Annotated in this window: 13 protein-coding genes and 1 pseudogene; 6 read left to right on the top strand and 8 right to left on the bottom strand. The window is 63.4% G+C overall.

Features of this window, described 5'->3' with window-relative positions; all coding sequences use genetic code 11:
* Positions 1-60: 60 nt before the first annotated feature.
* Together kynA and NKL04_RS08895 are read right to left on the bottom strand one after the other, a co-directional pair.
* Entirely contained in the window at positions 61-897 is an 837-nt protein-coding gene (kynA, locus tag NKL04_RS08900) for a tryptophan 2,3-dioxygenase (protein WP_027049448.1), read from the bottom strand.
* A complete protein-coding gene (locus NKL04_RS08895; RefSeq protein WP_352723518.1) occupies positions 894-2,519 on the bottom strand; it encodes an AMP-binding protein in 1,626 nt (541 codons plus the stop codon). Before NKL04_RS08895 ends, kynA begins: the two co-directional genes overlap by 4 nt.
* A gap of 160 nt (positions 2,520-2,679) precedes the next feature.
* Between NKL04_RS08895 and NKL04_RS08890 the strand changes: the two genes are divergently transcribed.
* Positions 2,680-3,516, top strand: coding sequence for a hormone-sensitive lipase (locus tag NKL04_RS08890; protein ID WP_502882147.1), 837 nt, complete (start codon positions 2,680-2,682; stop codon positions 3,514-3,516).
* Between the two features lie 45 nt (positions 3,517-3,561).
* Here the strand turns inward: NKL04_RS08890 and NKL04_RS08885 are convergent, their stop codons facing one another.
* Genes NKL04_RS08885 through NKL04_RS08865 form a run of 5 tightly spaced genes read right to left on the bottom strand, consistent with a single transcriptional unit; the run spans position 3,562 to position 9,006 of the window.
* Entirely contained in the window at positions 3,562-4,767 is a 1,206-nt protein-coding gene (locus tag NKL04_RS08885) for a molybdopterin molybdotransferase MoeA (RefSeq protein ID WP_023700718.1), read from the bottom strand.
* Positions 4,768-5,250 (bottom strand): cyclic pyranopterin monophosphate synthase MoaC, encoded by a 483-nt coding sequence (gene moaC / locus NKL04_RS08880; RefSeq protein ID WP_023671048.1) that lies wholly within the window; start codon positions 5,248-5,250, stop codon positions 4,768-4,770. It abuts the gene before it with no gap.
* Between the two features lie 2 nt (positions 5,251-5,252).
* Entirely contained in the window at positions 5,253-6,065 is an 813-nt protein-coding gene (gene trpC / locus NKL04_RS08875) for an indole-3-glycerol phosphate synthase TrpC (protein WP_023696566.1), read from the bottom strand.
* Positions 6,066-6,068: 3 nt separating this feature from the next.
* Positions 6,069-7,079, bottom strand: coding sequence for an anthranilate phosphoribosyltransferase (gene trpD, locus NKL04_RS08870; RefSeq protein ID WP_023700717.1), 1,011 nt, complete (start codon positions 7,077-7,079; stop codon positions 6,069-6,071).
* A gap of 31 nt (positions 7,080-7,110) precedes the next feature.
* Positions 7,111-9,006, bottom strand: a complete 1,896-nt coding sequence (locus NKL04_RS08865) for a peptidylprolyl isomerase (RefSeq protein WP_023688560.1) — start codon at positions 9,004-9,006, stop codon at positions 7,111-7,113.
* Positions 9,007-9,153: 147 nt separating this feature from the next.
* On the opposite strand from NKL04_RS08865, the gene tpiA reads away from it, so the two are divergent.
* The 5 genes from tpiA to NKL04_RS08840 all read left to right on the top strand — a co-directional run bounded on the left by tpiA (position 9,154) and on the right by NKL04_RS08840 (position 14,284).
* Positions 9,154-9,924, top strand: coding sequence for a triose-phosphate isomerase (gene tpiA, locus NKL04_RS08860; RefSeq protein WP_023671052.1), 771 nt, complete (start codon positions 9,154-9,156; stop codon positions 9,922-9,924).
* Positions 9,925-10,119: 195 nt separating this feature from the next.
* The gene (gene secG, locus NKL04_RS08855; RefSeq protein ID WP_023688558.1) at positions 10,120-10,620 is read left to right on the top strand and encodes a preprotein translocase subunit SecG; all 501 of its coding nucleotides are present in this window, start codon (positions 10,120-10,122) and stop codon (positions 10,618-10,620) included.
* A 201-nt stretch (positions 10,621-10,821) separates the two neighbouring features.
* Positions 10,822-11,940: a L,D-transpeptidase gene (locus NKL04_RS08850; RefSeq protein ID WP_023688557.1), complete on the top strand. Its 1,119-nt coding sequence runs from the start codon at positions 10,822-10,824 to the stop codon at positions 11,938-11,940.
* Between the two features lie 154 nt (positions 11,941-12,094).
* Positions 12,095-13,732 (top strand): CTP synthase, encoded by a 1,638-nt coding sequence (gene pyrG, locus NKL04_RS08845; protein ID WP_081725397.1) that lies wholly within the window; start codon positions 12,095-12,097, stop codon positions 13,730-13,732.
* 15 nt (positions 13,733-13,747) lie between these two features.
* Positions 13,748-14,284 (top strand): DUF1697 domain-containing protein, encoded by a 537-nt coding sequence (locus tag NKL04_RS08840; protein WP_023702848.1) that lies wholly within the window; start codon positions 13,748-13,750, stop codon positions 14,282-14,284.
* 84 nt (positions 14,285-14,368) lie between these two features.
* On the opposite strand, the pseudogene NKL04_RS08835 reads toward NKL04_RS08840, so the two are convergent.
* A pseudogene (locus NKL04_RS08835) lies at positions 14,369-15,825 on the bottom strand (NCS1 family nucleobase:cation symporter-1).
* Positions 15,826-15,921 lie beyond the last annotated feature (96 nt).

Below are 15,921 nucleotides of genomic sequence, written 5' to 3'. Positions count from 1 at the left end.
GAAATTGCGTCAATCAAAGAGCTAGAGCATTTCGCCGTTTCCGTTAAACGGTGAAATGCTCTAGAGCCGGGTGCGGACCGTCCAGAGCTCCGGAAACAGCACGACCTCCAGCATCTTCTTCAGATAGGAGGCGCCTGAGGTGCCGCCCGTGCCGCGCTTCAAGCCGATGATGCGCTCGACCGTTGTGACGTGGTTGAAGCGCCAGCGGCGGAAATAATCCTCGAAGTCGACCAGCTTCTCGGCCAGTTCGTAGAGCATCCAGTAGCGCTGCGGGTCGCGGTAGACGGTTTGCCAGGCAGCCAGCACTTCTTCGTTCTCGACGCGCGTCTCGCGCCAGTCCGTGCGACTGGCGTCGGCGCCGATGTCGAAGCCATTGCGCGCCAAAAGCAGAAGCGCCTCGTCATAGAGCGACGGCGTGGCCAGGATGGCTTCCAGCCTGTCCGTAAGGTCGGGCCGGTGCTTGTGCGGCCCGAGCATGGCAAGGTTGCGGTTGCCGGCCATGAACTCGATAGCGCGGTACTGCCACGACTGGAAGCCCGAGGATTGGCCGAGCGCGTCGCGAAACTCGGTGTATTCGCTTGGCGTCATCGTGCGCAGCACGTCCCAGGCATTGTTGAGCTGCTCGAAGATGCGCGCGACACGCGACAGCATCTTGAAGCTCGGTTCGAGGCGGTCGGCGCGGATCGAGCGGATCGCGGCGCCGATCTCGTGGAGGGCCAGTTTCATCCACAATTCGGATGTCTGATGCTGGATGATGAACAGCATCTCGTCATGGGCAGAAGACAGCGGCGCCTGCGCATCGAGCACCTTGTCCAGCTGCAGATAGTCGCTGTAGGACATCCGCTCCTTGAACGACATCTGCGCGCCATCGGACGCCGGATCGTGCGGCTTAATCAATTGATCTTCTCCGCGCGCAACCGGAAGCGCTGGATCTTGCCGGTCTGGGTTTTGGGCAAGGCGTCGATGAACTTCACCGAACGCGGATATTTGTAGGGCGCGATCGTTGCCTTGACGTGGTCCTGCAGGCGTTTGACGGTCAATGCGTCCGGCGAAACGCCTTGCACAAGCACGATATGCGCCTCGACGATCTGGCCGCGTTCGCCGTCCTCGGCGCCGGTCACCGCGCATTCGGCGACGTCGGGATGCGAGAGCAGCGCCGCTTCGACCTCGGGGCCGGCGATGTTGTAGCCGGCGCTGACGATCATGTCGTCGGAACGCGCGGCGAAGTGGAAGAAGCCATCCTCGTCCTGCGTGAACGTATCGCCGGTGAGATTCCAGCCGTCGCGGACATAGTCCTTTTGCCTGGCATCGGCCATGTAGCGGCAGCCGGTCGGGCCGCGCACCGCCAGCCGGCCAGTAGAGCCGCGCGGCAACTCCCGCATCTCGTCATCGACGATGCGTGCCTGATAGCCGCCGACGGGTTTGCCGGTGGAGGCCGGCTTCATGTCGTCGAAGCGGTTGGAGATGAAGATATGCAGCATCTCGGTGGCGCCGATCCCATCGAGGATCGGCTTGCCGGTCTTCTCAGTCCATTCCTCGAAGACAGGCGCCGGCAGCGTCTCGCCCGCCGAAACCGCGACGCGCAGCGAGGACAAGTCAGCGCCTTGATCCATGGCCTTGAGCATGGCCCGATAGGCGGTTGGAGCGGTGAAGGAAATGGTCGCTTTGTAGGTCTCGATGATGTGGATCATGTTGGGTGGCGTCGCCTGTTCCAGCAGCGTCGCCGCGGCGCCGAAGCGCAGCGGGAAGATGGCGAGCCCGCCAAGACCGAAGGTAAAGGCAAGGGGCGGGGAGCCGACGAAGATGTCGTCGGGCGTCACCTCCAGGATTTCGCGGGCATAGGCGTCGGCGACGATCAGCAGGTCGCGGTGGAACTGCATCGTCGCCTTCGGCACGCCGGTGGTGCCGGAGGTGAAGCCGAGCAGGGCGACATCGTCGCGGCCGGTGTTGACGGCAGTGAAGGTGACCGGCTTGTCGAGGGCGGCGCGGTCGAGTTCCGCGTCATGGTTGGCCGTGCCGTCGAAGCCAATGACCTGCTTGAGATACGCACTGCCCTTGGCGCAGGCGGTCATCTCGTCCATCAGCCTTGTATCGCAAAGCGCAACCGTGATTTCCGCCTTGTCGACGATCTTGGCGAGTTCGCCGGCGCGCAGCATCGGCATGGTGTTGACGACCACCGCGCCAACCTTGGTGGCGGCCAGCCAACAGGCGACCATGGCCGGGTTGTTGGCCGAGCGGATCAGCACCCGGTTGCCCGGCTTGACGCCATAATTCTCGACCAGGGCATGGGCGAGCCTGTTGGTCCAGTCGGACAGTTCCTTGTAGGTGCGGCGGCGGCCATTGCCGATCAGCGCGGTGTGGTCGCCGAACCCTTTTTCGACCAGCCTGTCGGTCAATTCGACGCCGGCATTTATGTGGTCGGGATAGTCGAAGCCGTCGAGCAAAAACTCCGGCCATTGCTCCGGCGGCGGCAGGTTGTCGCGCGTGAATGTGTCGATATGCGCTGATGGCCCAAGCATTTTCGGCTGCCCCTGTCTGCCTCGCGCCCATGGCTGAACAAGGCGCAGGATCGCACCAGTCGAAATTTGTTTCAAGCCTAAAATGTTTTTAGGTCGCAGCATTGACGCCGCCCTGTTCGGCGGCCATTCCTGTCGACTGAACTGAAGCCATCCGGGAGGGATGCAGATGCTCCAACATCGTGTTGCCGATTGGGACAATGCCTACGCCAACGGCGACAACATTGCCGGCAGCAATCGCTGGCCGGCCGCGTGGGACACACCGGCACAGGCTTTTCGCGACACAATGTCGGCGTCCGGTCGGGCCAAGCTCGACATCGCCTATGGCGACAGCCCGCGCAACAGGCTCGATCTGTTCCTTCCCGATGTCATGCCCAAAGGGCTCGTCGTCTTCATCCATGGCGGTTACTGGAAGGCGTTCGACAACAAGCCATGGTCGCATCTGGCCAACGGCGCGGTTGCCAATGGCTTTGCCGTGGCAATGCCGACTTACACGCTTTGTCCCGACATACGCATTTCCGGCATCGTTAGGGAAATCGCGGCGGCGATCGGCAAGGCGGCGACGATGGTCGGCGGGCCGGTGATCCTGACCGGGCATTCCGCCGGCGGCCATCTCGCCTCCAGGATGGTGACGACAACGACACCCCTGGCCGCCGATGTGGCGGGCCGCGTGCGCAATGTCGTCTCGATCTCCGGCGTCCATGACCTGCGGCCAATCATGCGGACGGGGATGAACGCGACACTGGCCATCGATGAAGCGGAAGCACTGGCCGAAAGCCCGGTTCTGCTGCGCCCCATGCAGGGCGCGCGCATCACCTGCTGGGCCGGCGGCGGCGAGCGGGCGGAGTTCCTGCGCCAGAATGCGCTGCTTGCCAACATCTGGATCGGCCTCGGCGCCACGACCAGCACAGTGGTCGAGCCGGACCGGCATCATTTCAGCATCGTCGACGGGCTTGCCGATCCGACACATCCGCTGACGCGGACATTGCTGGCGGAGTAACAACCAGTCTTATCTCTTGGAATTAACGGCTTGGATCCGCGACCTTCAGCGCAACATCAGAACGCTGCAAGCAGCGCCTGCTTCTGCCGCCGGAGCGAAGGGCTCGCGCACGATCAGGCTGTTGGCGTCGGCCAGCATTCTCAGCATCGAGGAATCCTGGATGCCGAATGGTGTCGCCACCAATGCGCCGGCTTCTTCCCGGACCACGGCGCGCACATAGTCTTGCCTTAGATCATTGGCCGGCATCGCGGCGCCAAGCTGAGCCTGGCGGATGTCCTGCCGGTGGGGACGGCCGCCGAGCTGCGCCAATAGCGGCTTCAGGAACAATTGCGAGCAGACCAGGCTCGCCACCGGATTGCCGGGCAGGCCGATGCACCTGATATCGCCCAGCCGCCCGAACATCAGCGGCTTGCCCGGGCGCATGGCGAGCTTCCAGAAGTCGAGGTTCATGCCTTCGCCGGTCAGCACGTCATGAACGAGATCATGGTCGCCGACCGAGGCGCCGCCGAGCGTGACGATGACGTCGGCTTTCGCATCGACCGCCTTTTTCACCAGCGCCGCGATCGCTTCCTTGCGATCGGCCGCTATACCGAGATCGAGCGCGCGAGCGCCGACCGACTGCGCCACAGCAGCGACGCCATAGGCGTTGGACGAGATGATCTGGGCGGGGCCAGGTTCGCTGCCCGGTGGCAGCAATTCGTCGCCGGTGGCGATGATGGCGACCAGCGGCCGTTGCACCACGTTCAACCGGGGATGATTGGCCGACGCCGCCAGCGACAATGCAGCCGGATCGAGCACGCGGCCTTTCTCCAGCAGCACGTCGCCTTGGGCAAAATCCAGTCCAAGGCGGCGGATGTTGCGGTTCTTCGCCGTCGGTTCGGTGACCTCGATCCGGCCACCGCCGAGATCGCGAACATTTTCCTGGATGACGATCGTGTCTGCGCCTTCAGGCAGCGGCGCGCCGGTGAAGACGCGCACGGCCTCGGATTTACCCACTGTGCCGTCAAAGCCTCGCCCTGCGGGCGCCATTCCGATCACCGAAAGCCGCGCCGGGGCCGACGCCACATCCTGCGCCCGTGCGGCATAGCCGTCCATGGCAGATGCATTGAAAGGCGGCTGGGTACGCAGCGCCACGACCGGCTCCGCCAGCACCCGGCCGGCCGCATCCGCCAGCGCGACCCTTTCACCGGGCAACGCCACAGCGCCGTCGAGTAGGCGTTGAAGCGCCTCGGCGACCGGAACCAGCGCCATTTACGAACCCGCCTTGTAGTCGCCGGACTTGCCGCCGGTCTTTTCCACCAGCTGTATACCGGAAATCACCATGGCGCGGTCGACCGCCTTGGCCATGTCGTAAATGGTCAGGCACGCGACAGATGCCGCGGTCAGCGCCTCCATCTCGACCCCGGTCTTGCCGGTGACGCGGGCGAGCGCGGTGACCCTAAGGCCGGGCAGCGTGGTGTCCGGTTCGATGTCGACCGACACCTTGGTCAAAAGCAGCGGATGGCAGAGCGGAATCAGCTCATGCGTCTTCTTGGCCGCCATGATGCCGGCAATGCGCGCGGTACCCAGCACATCGCCCTTCTTGGCGTCGCCGTCGAGGATCATCTTCAGGGTTTCGGCCCGCATCGAGACAAAGCCCTCGGCGACCGCCGTGCGCGTCGTCTCCGCCTTCTCGCCGACATCGACCATGTTGGCCTCGCCCTTGGCGCCGAGATGGGTGAGGGCGGCTGCCATCCTCAGATGGCCTCTGCTTTCGCCTTGCCTGTCAAAAGCAGCCGCGTTGCCGCAGCGACATCCTCTTGCCGCATCAGGCTCTCGCCGACGAGGAAGGTGCTGATGCCGGTCTTTTGCATCCTGAAGCAATCGTCGTGGGTGAAAATTCCGCTCTCGCTGACCAGCAATCGGCCGCCCGGCACCATCGATGCCAGCCGTTCCGAGGTCTCGAGACTGGTCTCGAATGTTCTGAGATTGCGGTTGTTGATGCCGATCAGCTGCGACGAGAGTTTTACCGCGCGCTGCGTCTCGGCCTCGTCATGCACCTCGATCAGCGCGTCCATGCCGAGTTCGAACGCGGTCGCTTCCAATTCGCTCGCCAAGGCATCATCGACGCTGGCCATGATGATCAGGATGGCATCGGCGCCCCATGCGCGAGCCTCGTAGACTTGATAAGGGTCGAACAGGAAATCCTTGCGCAGCGCGGGCAGGGACACTGCCTCCCGTGCACTGATGAGAAATTCCGGCGCGCCCTGGAAGGATGGCGCATCGGTCAGCACCGAAAGACAGGCGGCACCGCCTTTCTCATAGGCCTGCGCCAGTGCGGGCGGGTCGAAATCGGCGCGGATCAAGCCTTTGGATGGGCTTGCCTTTTTGATCTCGGCGATCAGGCCGAAGCTGCCCGATCTGCGCTTCGCCTCAAGCGCCCTCCGAAAGCCACGCGGTGCGTCGGCGTCCTTGGCTCGCGCCTTGATCTCGGCCAACGGTATCCGCGCCTTCGCCGCCGCGATCTCGTCGCGCTTGTAGGCCTCGATCTTGCGCAGAATGTCAGCCACGGCTCATCCGTTCGAAATCTCGACCAGCCTGTCGAGCACGCCCAGCGCCCGGCCGCTGTCGATGGCCTGTGTGGCCGCGGCCATGCCGTCGGCAAGCGTCGTCGCCTTGCCGGCTACCACCATGCCGGCGCCGGCATTCATCAGCACCGTATCGCGATAGGCGCCGGCAGAACCGCCCAGCATGTCGCGCAACGCCTTGGCGTTGTAGGCGGCATCGCCGCCGCGCAGCTCGTCCTTGCTGTGGCGCTGCAGGCCGACCGCTTCCGGCGTGAGCGTGAAATGGCGGATCTCGCCGCCGGCCAGTTCCGCCACCTGCGTTTCGCCGGTGGTGGTGATTTCGTCATAGCCGTCACCATGGACGACCCAGGCATGCTCGGTGCCCAGCGCCTTCAATGTCTCGGCCACCGGCACGATCCATTCCGGCAGGAACACGCCGACCATCTGCCTGCTGACGCCGGCCGGATTGGACAGCGGTCCGAGCAGGTTGAAGATGGTGCGCGTGCCGAGCTCGACGCGGGTCGGGCCGACATGCTTCATCGCAGGGTGGTGCGCCGGCGCGAACATGAAGCCGACGCCGGCCTCCTGGATGCAGCGGCCGATCACCTCTGGCGGGATATCGATCTTGACGCCGAGCGCGACCAGCACATCGGCAGCGCCCGTCAGCGACGACAGGCCGCGATTGCCGTGCTTGGCGACCGGCACGCCGCAGCCGGCAATGACGAAGGCCGAAGCGGTCGAGATGTTGACTGAATGCGAATTGTCGCCGCCCGTGCCGACAATGTCGATGGCGCCCTCAGGAGCTTCGACGCGCAGCATCTTGGCACGCATGGTGGCGACGGCGCCGGAAATCTCGCTCACGGTCTCCCCGCGCACGCGCAACGCCATCAGGAAGCCGCCGATCTGGCCCGGCGTCGCGTCGCCAGACATGATGATGTCGAAAGCTTCGCGCGCTTCCTCGAAGGTAAGCCCGGTTCCCGTGGCGACCTTGGCGATATGGGTCTTCAGGGCGCTCATTGGGCCAAGACGTTCATTGGGCTAAGGCCATTCATTGGGCGAGGGCTTGGGAAACGGCGGCCTGGTCGACGCTGACGGCGTACTGCGTCTGCAACTGCGCCACCAGCTGGTCGAGCAGATCGTCGGACATGCCTTGCGTGAAGGATTTTTGCGCATCGTCGGGTACCGAGCTGGCGTCGGCTCCGGCCGGCTCGAACACTTCGGCGACCTTGAACAGGATCTGGCCGTCGCCGGTGGGCGAGGGGATCAGCCCGGTGCCGCCTTCGCCGACGCCGAACATCGCAGCAGCACCCTCCTTGCCGAAATCGACATCGTCGGCCTCGCGCTTGACGCCGCGCTTGGTCTGCTTTTCAAGCTTCAGTTCGCCGGCGATGACGTCGAGTGTGGTGCCAGCCTTGAGGCGCTTGTCGAGTTCGTCTGCTTTCGCGGTCAGCCGCTTGGTCGTTTCCTCAGTCGTCCAGTCCGCCACCACGCGCTGGCGGACTTCGTCCAGCGTGCGGTCGCGAGCCGGCGTGATCGATGTCAGTTCATAGAACACGAAGCCGTTGTTGGGCGTGGTCAGGGCTTGATTCTCGGTGTTGGGCTCGGCCTCGAACACCGCCTTGATGAGGTCCGGCGATGCCGGCAGGTCCTTGATGATGGTGCCGTCCGGCTTCAGGCCGGTGCGGTCTATGGCCTCGACGGTAACGTCCTTGAGCTTGAGTTTGGCGGCGGCTTCGGCCAGCGTGCTGCCGGCGGCGCGGGTGTCTTCGTAATTGTCGTGCACGTCGAGCAGGATGCGGCTTGCTTCGCCAAGCGCCAGATCCTTGCGGATCTGGTCTGAGACTTCCGCCAGCGGCTTCACCGTTTCCGGTTTGATCTCGGTAACGCGCAAAAGCACCGGACCGAACGCGCCCTGGACGACCGGGCTGACTTCGTTGACGGCAAGCGCGAATGCGGCATCGGCGACCGCCTTGTCGGTGATCTTGTCCTTGGAGAGCGTGCCGAGCAGCGTGTCGGCCGGGGTCTTGCCCTGCGCGGTGACGATCTTGTCGAAAGTGGCGCCCGTCTTCAGCGAATCGGATGCCGCCTTGGCGGCGTCCGCGGAAGGAAACACCAGCTGTTCGATGGTGCGCATTTCCGGCGTGGTGTAGCGGCCCTTGTTCTTGTTGTAGTCGTCGCTGACCTGCTGGTCCGTTACGGCGCTGACATCCATGATGTCTTCGGGCTCGAGCCGGACATAGGAGAATTTGCGGTATTCTGGCGCCGCGTAGGTTTTCTTGTTGGCCTCGAAATAAGCCTGAAGCACGCTGTCGGATGGCGCCTCGATGGGCTCCACCAACGCCTTTGGCAAGATCAGATAGTCGATGGTGCGGTCTTCGCCCCGATAGAGCGCAACTGCCTTGAAGAAGGTGTCCGGAGCCTTGAGGCCGTCCGAAACCGCTTCGACGATCTGCTGGCGCACCGCCACCTGAGCCCGGTTCTTCAGATAATCCTCCGGCCGCATTCCCAGTTCGCGCAGGCGGGATTCGAACAGCCGGCGGTCGAACTGGCCATTCGGGCCCTGGAAGGCGGGTTCCTGCCGCGTCAGTTCGGCCAGCCTGTCCTTGGAGAAGCCAAGCCCGAGCTTGCGCGCCTGTTCGTCGAGGACGGCGCCGGACACCAACTGAGCCAGCACCTGGTTGTCGATGCCATAGGCCTTGGCCTGGTCGCGGCTGATGCGCTGGCCGATCTGCTGTTGCAGCATGGCGATCTGGCGATCGTAGGCTAGGCGGTACTCGGTGATCGACACGGTGGTGCTGCCGGCGGTGATCACCGCATGATGGCCGGCCAGGAAGCCGCCCGTCATCCGCGTGGTGACGCCCCAGGCAAGGAAACTCAACACCAGCAGCGACAGCAGGGCTTTCGCGACCCAGGTCCCTGCCGCGCTTCTTAATATACCAAGCATTGTTACTTCCGATTTTTGCGCAGTTTTGCGTGCGCCCGAGTCTGAAACAAGCGCAATAGCGCCCTTCCGGCTCACTGTCGATTGCTTTGTGGCCTGATTTTGATAGGGAGGGCGAGACCCCAATGTCGCCCGGAGAACCAGATCCCCATGACGCCAGGAATTCGACCGCTCGTTGCCGGCAACTGGAAAATGAACGGCACCAGCGCTTCGCTGAACGAGCTCAGGATGATCGGCAACGGCTTCATGAGCGGGCTCGATGCAGAGACCGAAGCATTGGTCTGCGTGCCGGCGACCTTGCTGTCGCGCGCCGTCGAAATCCTGTCGCGCACGCCGGTGCGGGCCGGTGGCGAGGACTGCCACATTAAGGAAAGCGGCGCCTTCACCGGCTGTGTCTCAGCCGAGATGCTGAAGGATGCGGGCGCCAGCCACGTCATTGTCGGCCATTCCGAGTGCCGCGAACAGCGTAGCGAGGACGATGCCATCGTCCTCGCCAAGGCCTCGGCGGCGTGGCGGGCAGGGCTCGTCGCCATCATCTGCATCGGCGAGACCAAGGCGGAGCGTGAAGCGGGCACAGCACTCGACGTGTTGTCGCGGCAGGTCGCCGGCTCGGTGCCACCGAGCGCAACGCCCGCCAACACCGTTATCGCCTACGAGCCGGTATGGGCTATCGGCACCGGCCTGACGCCGACCGCCGAAGACGTGGCGGAGGCGCACGCGCATATCCGCCAAAAACTGGCGGAAGCGCTCGGCGCAGCCGTGGCCGGCAAGATGCGCATCCTCTATGGCGGCTCGGTCAAGGCGTCCAACGCGGTCGAACTGCTGGGCGTCAAAAACGTCGATGGCGCGCTGGTTGGCGGCGCCAGCTTGAAGGCGTCCGACTTTCTCGCCATCGCCGAGGCATACCAGAATATCGCGTAGGCCCGGAATTTCGTTGCCGACCAGTTCCGTCATCGACTTATGAACGCAGCAGTTCGGCGGAAATCGTTGCAAAGGGCGCATTGCTTCCCATATTCCGGCCACGGGCTTGGAAATGCCGTTAAAGCATTGTATGGAGCCGCCTCCAAATCACCGGCCCTGATCGCCAGGGAGCGGCAGGGCTTGCCAGGATAAAATATGGAAACCGTACTGATCGTCATCCACCTCATGGTCGTGCTCGCCCTTGTCGGCGTGGTGCTGCTGCAACGCTCCGAAGGCGGTGGTCTCGGCATTGGCGGCGGTTCCGGTTTCATGACCGCGCGTGGCGCCGCCAATGCGCTGACGCGGGCGACGGCGATCCTGGCCGCGGCCTTCTTCGTGACGTCGCTGACACTCTCGATCGTTGCCCGCTATGGCGAAAAACCGATCGACATTCTCGACCGCGTGCCGGCCGACAGCGGCAACGGCGTGCTCAATCAGTTGCCCGGCACGACGGCGCCGACGCCGCCTTCGGGCAACACCGCACCGGCCGCGCCCGCGGCCAACGGCGCCGCCACGACGCCGCCCGCGACGGCTCCCGCCACCACAGCCCCGGCGACGGCTCCATCTCCGGCGACGCCACCTGCAACCGATTCGGCTGCGCCGCCGGCTACCAATGGCGTTACCTTGCCGGTCACGCCGCAGGTTCCGAACCAGTAGTCGGTACGGTCAGATGCCGCGATCTGTTGTTGTTTCAACACAGTCGCGGCAAATGGCACACGATCACGAAGATTCGACGGCACCCCGTGCTTGAGGCCCGTACGCCACTTCGATTATAGATTGCCGGCGGCACTTTCTGCGCCCTTGGGGGGCGCCGGGCGACGCCGTGGGCAACAAGCATTGAACGATCGGATCTTCGCCATGCAGCTTCGCAGCTTCATTTTCATGGGGTTTTGTGCCGTATTCGGCATGAGCTCCGCGGCCTTCGCCGGCACTCCGGCAATGACCTCACCGCAGGCGGTTGGCAAAACCGCTGTCATCAACGTCGCCGCCAAGAGCGATGCGACGCAGCTGAAGCTTCTCAAGAAGAAGAAAAACCCGAGCCCGGATGATCTGGCTCAGATCAGCAAGCTCGAAGACAAGATCGCCGCCGACAGGGATCTCGCCCGCGTCAAGGCGCTCGAGGCCCGCAAGGTGGCGATGCGCGATGCGGCGAAAGCCAGGGCCGACGCCCAGCGCCAGGCGTTCCTGGCCAGCAAGGGCAAGCCGGTGGTGATCGCTGACGCCAAGCCAGGCAAGAAGATCACCAAGATCATCGCTCCGGTTGACCCGATCGCGCCGGTCGAGCCGATCGAATCGGCCGAACCGCTTCCGGCCGAAGCGATGAATATCGCGCTGACCGGCAACAATGGCGAATTGCGCAGCGAGGCCCCGGGCCAGAAGCCGACGAGTGGCGGACTGTTCGCCGGCCTGTTCGGCGGCACGTCCTCTGCCTCGTCCATTGCCTATCTCCCCGAGACGCGCGCTCTCGACCAGGCTCTCGCCAAGCGGCAAGCCAAGAAACAGTTCAAGGTGAAGCCGGAATTCGTGCCGCAGGACGTCGAATTCAGCGGCTACGAGCCGGGTACGATCGTCATCGATACCAGCGCGCGCCGCCTCTACCTCGTCGAATCGGCTTTCACCGCCCGCCGCTATGCGATCGCGGTCGGCCGCGAAGGCCTGCAGTTCAAGGGCAAGGTTGCCGTTGGCGACAAGCAGGAATGGCCGCGCTGGATCCCGACGCTCGACATGCAGAAGCGAGAACCCAAGCATTATGGCCAGTACAAGGACGGCATGCCCGGCGGCGGCCAGAACCCGCTCGGCGCCCGCGCCATCTATCTCTACGATGGCAAGAAGGACACGCATCTGCGCATCCACGGCACCATCGCGCCGCAGTCGATCGGAACCAGCGCTTCCAATGGCTGCTTCCGCATGATCAACGAGCACGTCATGGACCTCTACAGCCGCGTCAGGGTCGGCACCAAGGTCGTCATCATCTGACGCTTTCACAAACCTGCCGAAAGGGCCGGCTTTTGCCGGCCCTTTTGTTTTGACCAAAACACCAGTCTCGAACCTCGGGACTATCGCGCCTTCTCTGGAAAAAGCCTCAGCGGCGGTTTTTTCTCTGGCGGAATCAATTCGGCCGCGTTAAGCGATGACTCCCATGGCGCGATATGTATTCATCACAGGCGGCGTGGTTTCCTCACTTGGAAAAGGCATCGCTGCAGCGGCCCTTGGGGCTCTCTTGCAGGCGCGAGGCTATCGCGCACGCATCAAAAAGCTCGATCCCTATCTCAATGTCGATCCCGGAACGATGTCGCCTTACCAGCATGGCGAGGTTTTCGTCACCGATGACGGCGCCGAGACCGATCTCGATCTTGGCCATTACGAGCGCTTCACCGGCCGCTCGGCCAACCAGCAGGACAACATCACCACCGGCCGCATCTACAAGAACATCATCGAGCGCGAACGGCGCGGTGACTATCTCGGCGCCACCGTGCAGGTCATTCCGCACGTCACCGACGAGATCAAGAATTTCGTCCTCGACGGCAATGACGACTATGATTTCGTGCTGTGCGAGATCGGCGGCACGGTTGGCGATATCGAGGCGATGCCGTTTCTCGAGGCTATCCGCCAGCTCGGCAACGATCTGCCGCGCAACAACGCCGTCTATGTCCACCTGACCTTGATGCCTTACATCCCGACGGCCGGCGAGCTGAAGACCAAGCCGACCCAGCATTCGGTCAAGGAACTGCGCGGCATCGGCATCGCGCCCGATATCCTGCTGGTCCGCGCCGACCGCGCCATCCCCAAGGAAGAGCGCAGAAAACTGTCGCTGTTCTGCAATGTGCGCGAAAGTGCCGTCATCCAGGCGCTCGACGTGCCCCACATCTATGACGTGCCGATGGCTTACCACAAGGAAGGGCTCGATTCGGAAGTGCTGGCCGCCTTCGGTATCGATCCGGCGCCGAAGCCGCGCATGGAGCCCTGGCAGGCCGTGTCCAACCGCATCCACAATCCGGAAGGCGAGGTGACGATTGCCATTGTCGGCAAATACACCGGCCTCAAGGATGCCTACAAATCGCTGATCGAGGCTTTGTCGCATGGCGGCATGGCCAACCGCGTCAAGGTCAAGCTCGACTGGATCGAGAGCGAGATTTTCGAGAAGGAAGACCCCACGCCGTGGCTGGAAAAGGTGCACGGCATCCTGGTGCCCGGCGGCTTCGGCGAGCGCGGCTCGGAAGGCAAGATCCTGGCGGCGAAATTCGCCCGCGAGCGCAAGGTGCCGTATTTCGGAATCTGCTTCGGCATGCAGATGGCCTGCATCGAGGCGGCGCGCTCGCTGGCCGGCGTCGAACACGCCTCGTCGACCGAATTCGGTCCGACCGACGAGCCGGTCGTCGGCCTGATGACCGAATGGCTGAAAGGCAACATGCTGGAGAAGCGCCGCGAAACCGGCGATCTCGGCGGCACCATGCGGCTCGGCGCCTATCAGGCTGAACTCGCCAAGGGTTCGAAGATCGCCGACATCTATGGCGACACCCAGATTTCCGAGCGCCATCGCCACCGCTACGAGGTCAACATCGACTACAAGGAGCGGCTTGAGGATTGCGGCCTGGTGTTTGCCGGCATGTCGCCCGACGGTGTGCTGCCGGAAACGGTCGAATATCCCGACCATCCCTGGTTTATCGGCGTCCAGTATCACCCGGAGCTGAAGAGCCGGCCGCTCGAGCCGCATCCGCTGTTCGCCAGCTTCATCTCGGCCGCGGTGGACCAGTCGCGGCTGGTATAAGCAGGCCGCGTTGCCATGCAAACCTATGTTGCGCTGCTCTACAGCATTATCCTCGGCGAAGGCCGCCGGGTCGTCATGGCCGACCTCAAGGCGATGGCAGAACAGCTTGGGCTGAAGAACCCGCGCACCCTGGTGGCGACCGGCAATCTGGTCTTCGAGACACGGGCGACCGGCATCGCCAAGCTGGAACAGCGGCTGGAAACGGCCTTCGAAAAAACCTTCGGCCGCAATGTCGTCATCATCGTGCGCACTGCCGAGGATTGGCTGAAACTTGCCGCCGGCAACCCATTCCCGGCCGACTCTGCCGAGGCAGGCGATCAGGTGGCTGTGCGGGTGATGCGCAAGCCAGCGCCAGCGGATGGTGTGGCCGCGCTCCAGGCCTATGCCGCCGAGGACGAGAAGGTGGCTTCGGTCGACGGCGACATCTGGGTCGTCTTTTCGCGCGAGCGGCCAAGCTCGCGGCTGCTCGCTGCCATGAACCACAAGCGCATGGGCATCGGCACCGCACGCAACTGGAACACGGTGCGGAGGTTGGCTGAGATGGTGGAGTAGGGAGTAGGGAGTAGGGAGTAGGGAGTAGGGAGTAGGGATTATACTATTCCCCTACTGACTACTGACTACTCCCTATCTCTCATTTCACGCCTTCGCCGTCCTGGCCCCTGCGCCAAGGGCGGCGGTGCGAAGGACGTAGTAGATGACCCCTGCAATGCCGACGCCGAAGAACCAGCCATAAACGCCCCACCATGCCGGCAGCAAGTTGGTGAAGTTCGGCAGGACCGAGGAGAAGATGGCGCCGATGCCGGCGGCTATGAAGGCGTTGACGTGCCAGCCGCCCTGGAAGCGGAACTCGCCATCTTCGCGGTACAGTGCCTCGACGTCGACCTCGCCCTTCCGGATCAGATAGTAGTCGACCATCATCACCCCGAAGATCGGCCCCATCGTCGCGCCGATGACGTTGACGAAAGACGCGGCACTGCCTTCCCACGGCGCGAAGGGATAAAGCACCAGCGCGATCACGGCCGCGATATAGCCGCCCTTCTTGAAGTCGATCTGCCGGGGAAAGACATTGGAGAAGTCGAAGGCCGGCGAGACGAAGTTTGCCACCACATTGATGCCGAGCGTTGCCACGGCAAAAGTCAGGGCTGCAAGCGCTGCCAGGAACCAGCTGTCGAATTTCGCCGAGATCTGGTCGGGATGCAGAAGCACTTCGCCATAGACGTCGAAGGCAGCGATGGTGGTCACGCCGGCGACCAGCGAGAACAGGATGAGATTGATCGGCAGGCCCCAGATGTTGCCCTTGCGCAGCGATGCCTTGTCTGGGGCATAGCGGGCGAAATCGCAGAAATTGAGATAGAGCGCCGAGAAATAGGTGACCCAGATCGCGGCCACCGCAAACAGCGACGTCCAGGAGCCAGGGGTTCCGGGTACGCCGGCATCCTTTGTCTTGTCGAGCAGCACATCCATCGGGATGTCGCTGGTAAAGGCAAATCTCCCGGATTTTACACAGAGATAGATCGCCAGGATCAACATCATCACCCACACCGCCGGGCCGGCCCAATCCTGGAAGCGGCGCACCGTTTCCATGCCGTTCTGGATGATCAGCAATTGCAGTGCCCAGATGACCACAAAACAGATCACTTCCAGACCCGTATGGCCGAGGAAATGCGTGTTGGCGTTGAAATCGGCGAACCATTGCGAGCGGATCAGCAACGCCACGATCGCGCCCGATGCCGCCGCCGTCTGCGCGCCGTACCAGAAGCAGGCGACGATGGCGCGCACCAGGGCCGGAATGTTGGCGCCCCAGATGCCGAAGGAGGCGCGCGCCAGCACGGGGTAGGGCACGCCGGTCTTCACGCCGGCATAGCCGACCATGTTCATCAGCGCGTAGATGATCAGCGAACCGATGCCGATGGCGATGATGAAATTGACGAAGCCGCCGCAAAACAGGAACAGGCTTGCGGCGAGATAATAGCCCCAGAGGCTGTGGACGTCCGACGTCCAGACGTTGAAGATCGAGAACGGCCCCAGTTTCGGACTTTGGCCGGAGCCAGATCCTCATTGTATAGATCAGGTGATGCGCCTTGTATGGTCACTGCGATGTCCTCCCCTTGATGCCGCACGCGCCCTCACGCGTCGACTGCGCAGGTTATGCCTGACGCAGGGGAACCGGCAAGCAATCCATTTGCCGG

This window comes from Mesorhizobium sp. C264A (assembly GCF_040324515.1).
Taxonomy (GTDB): Bacteria; Pseudomonadota; Alphaproteobacteria; order Rhizobiales; family Rhizobiaceae; genus Mesorhizobium.
This window is presented reverse-complemented; position numbering and strand designations above follow the sequence as displayed.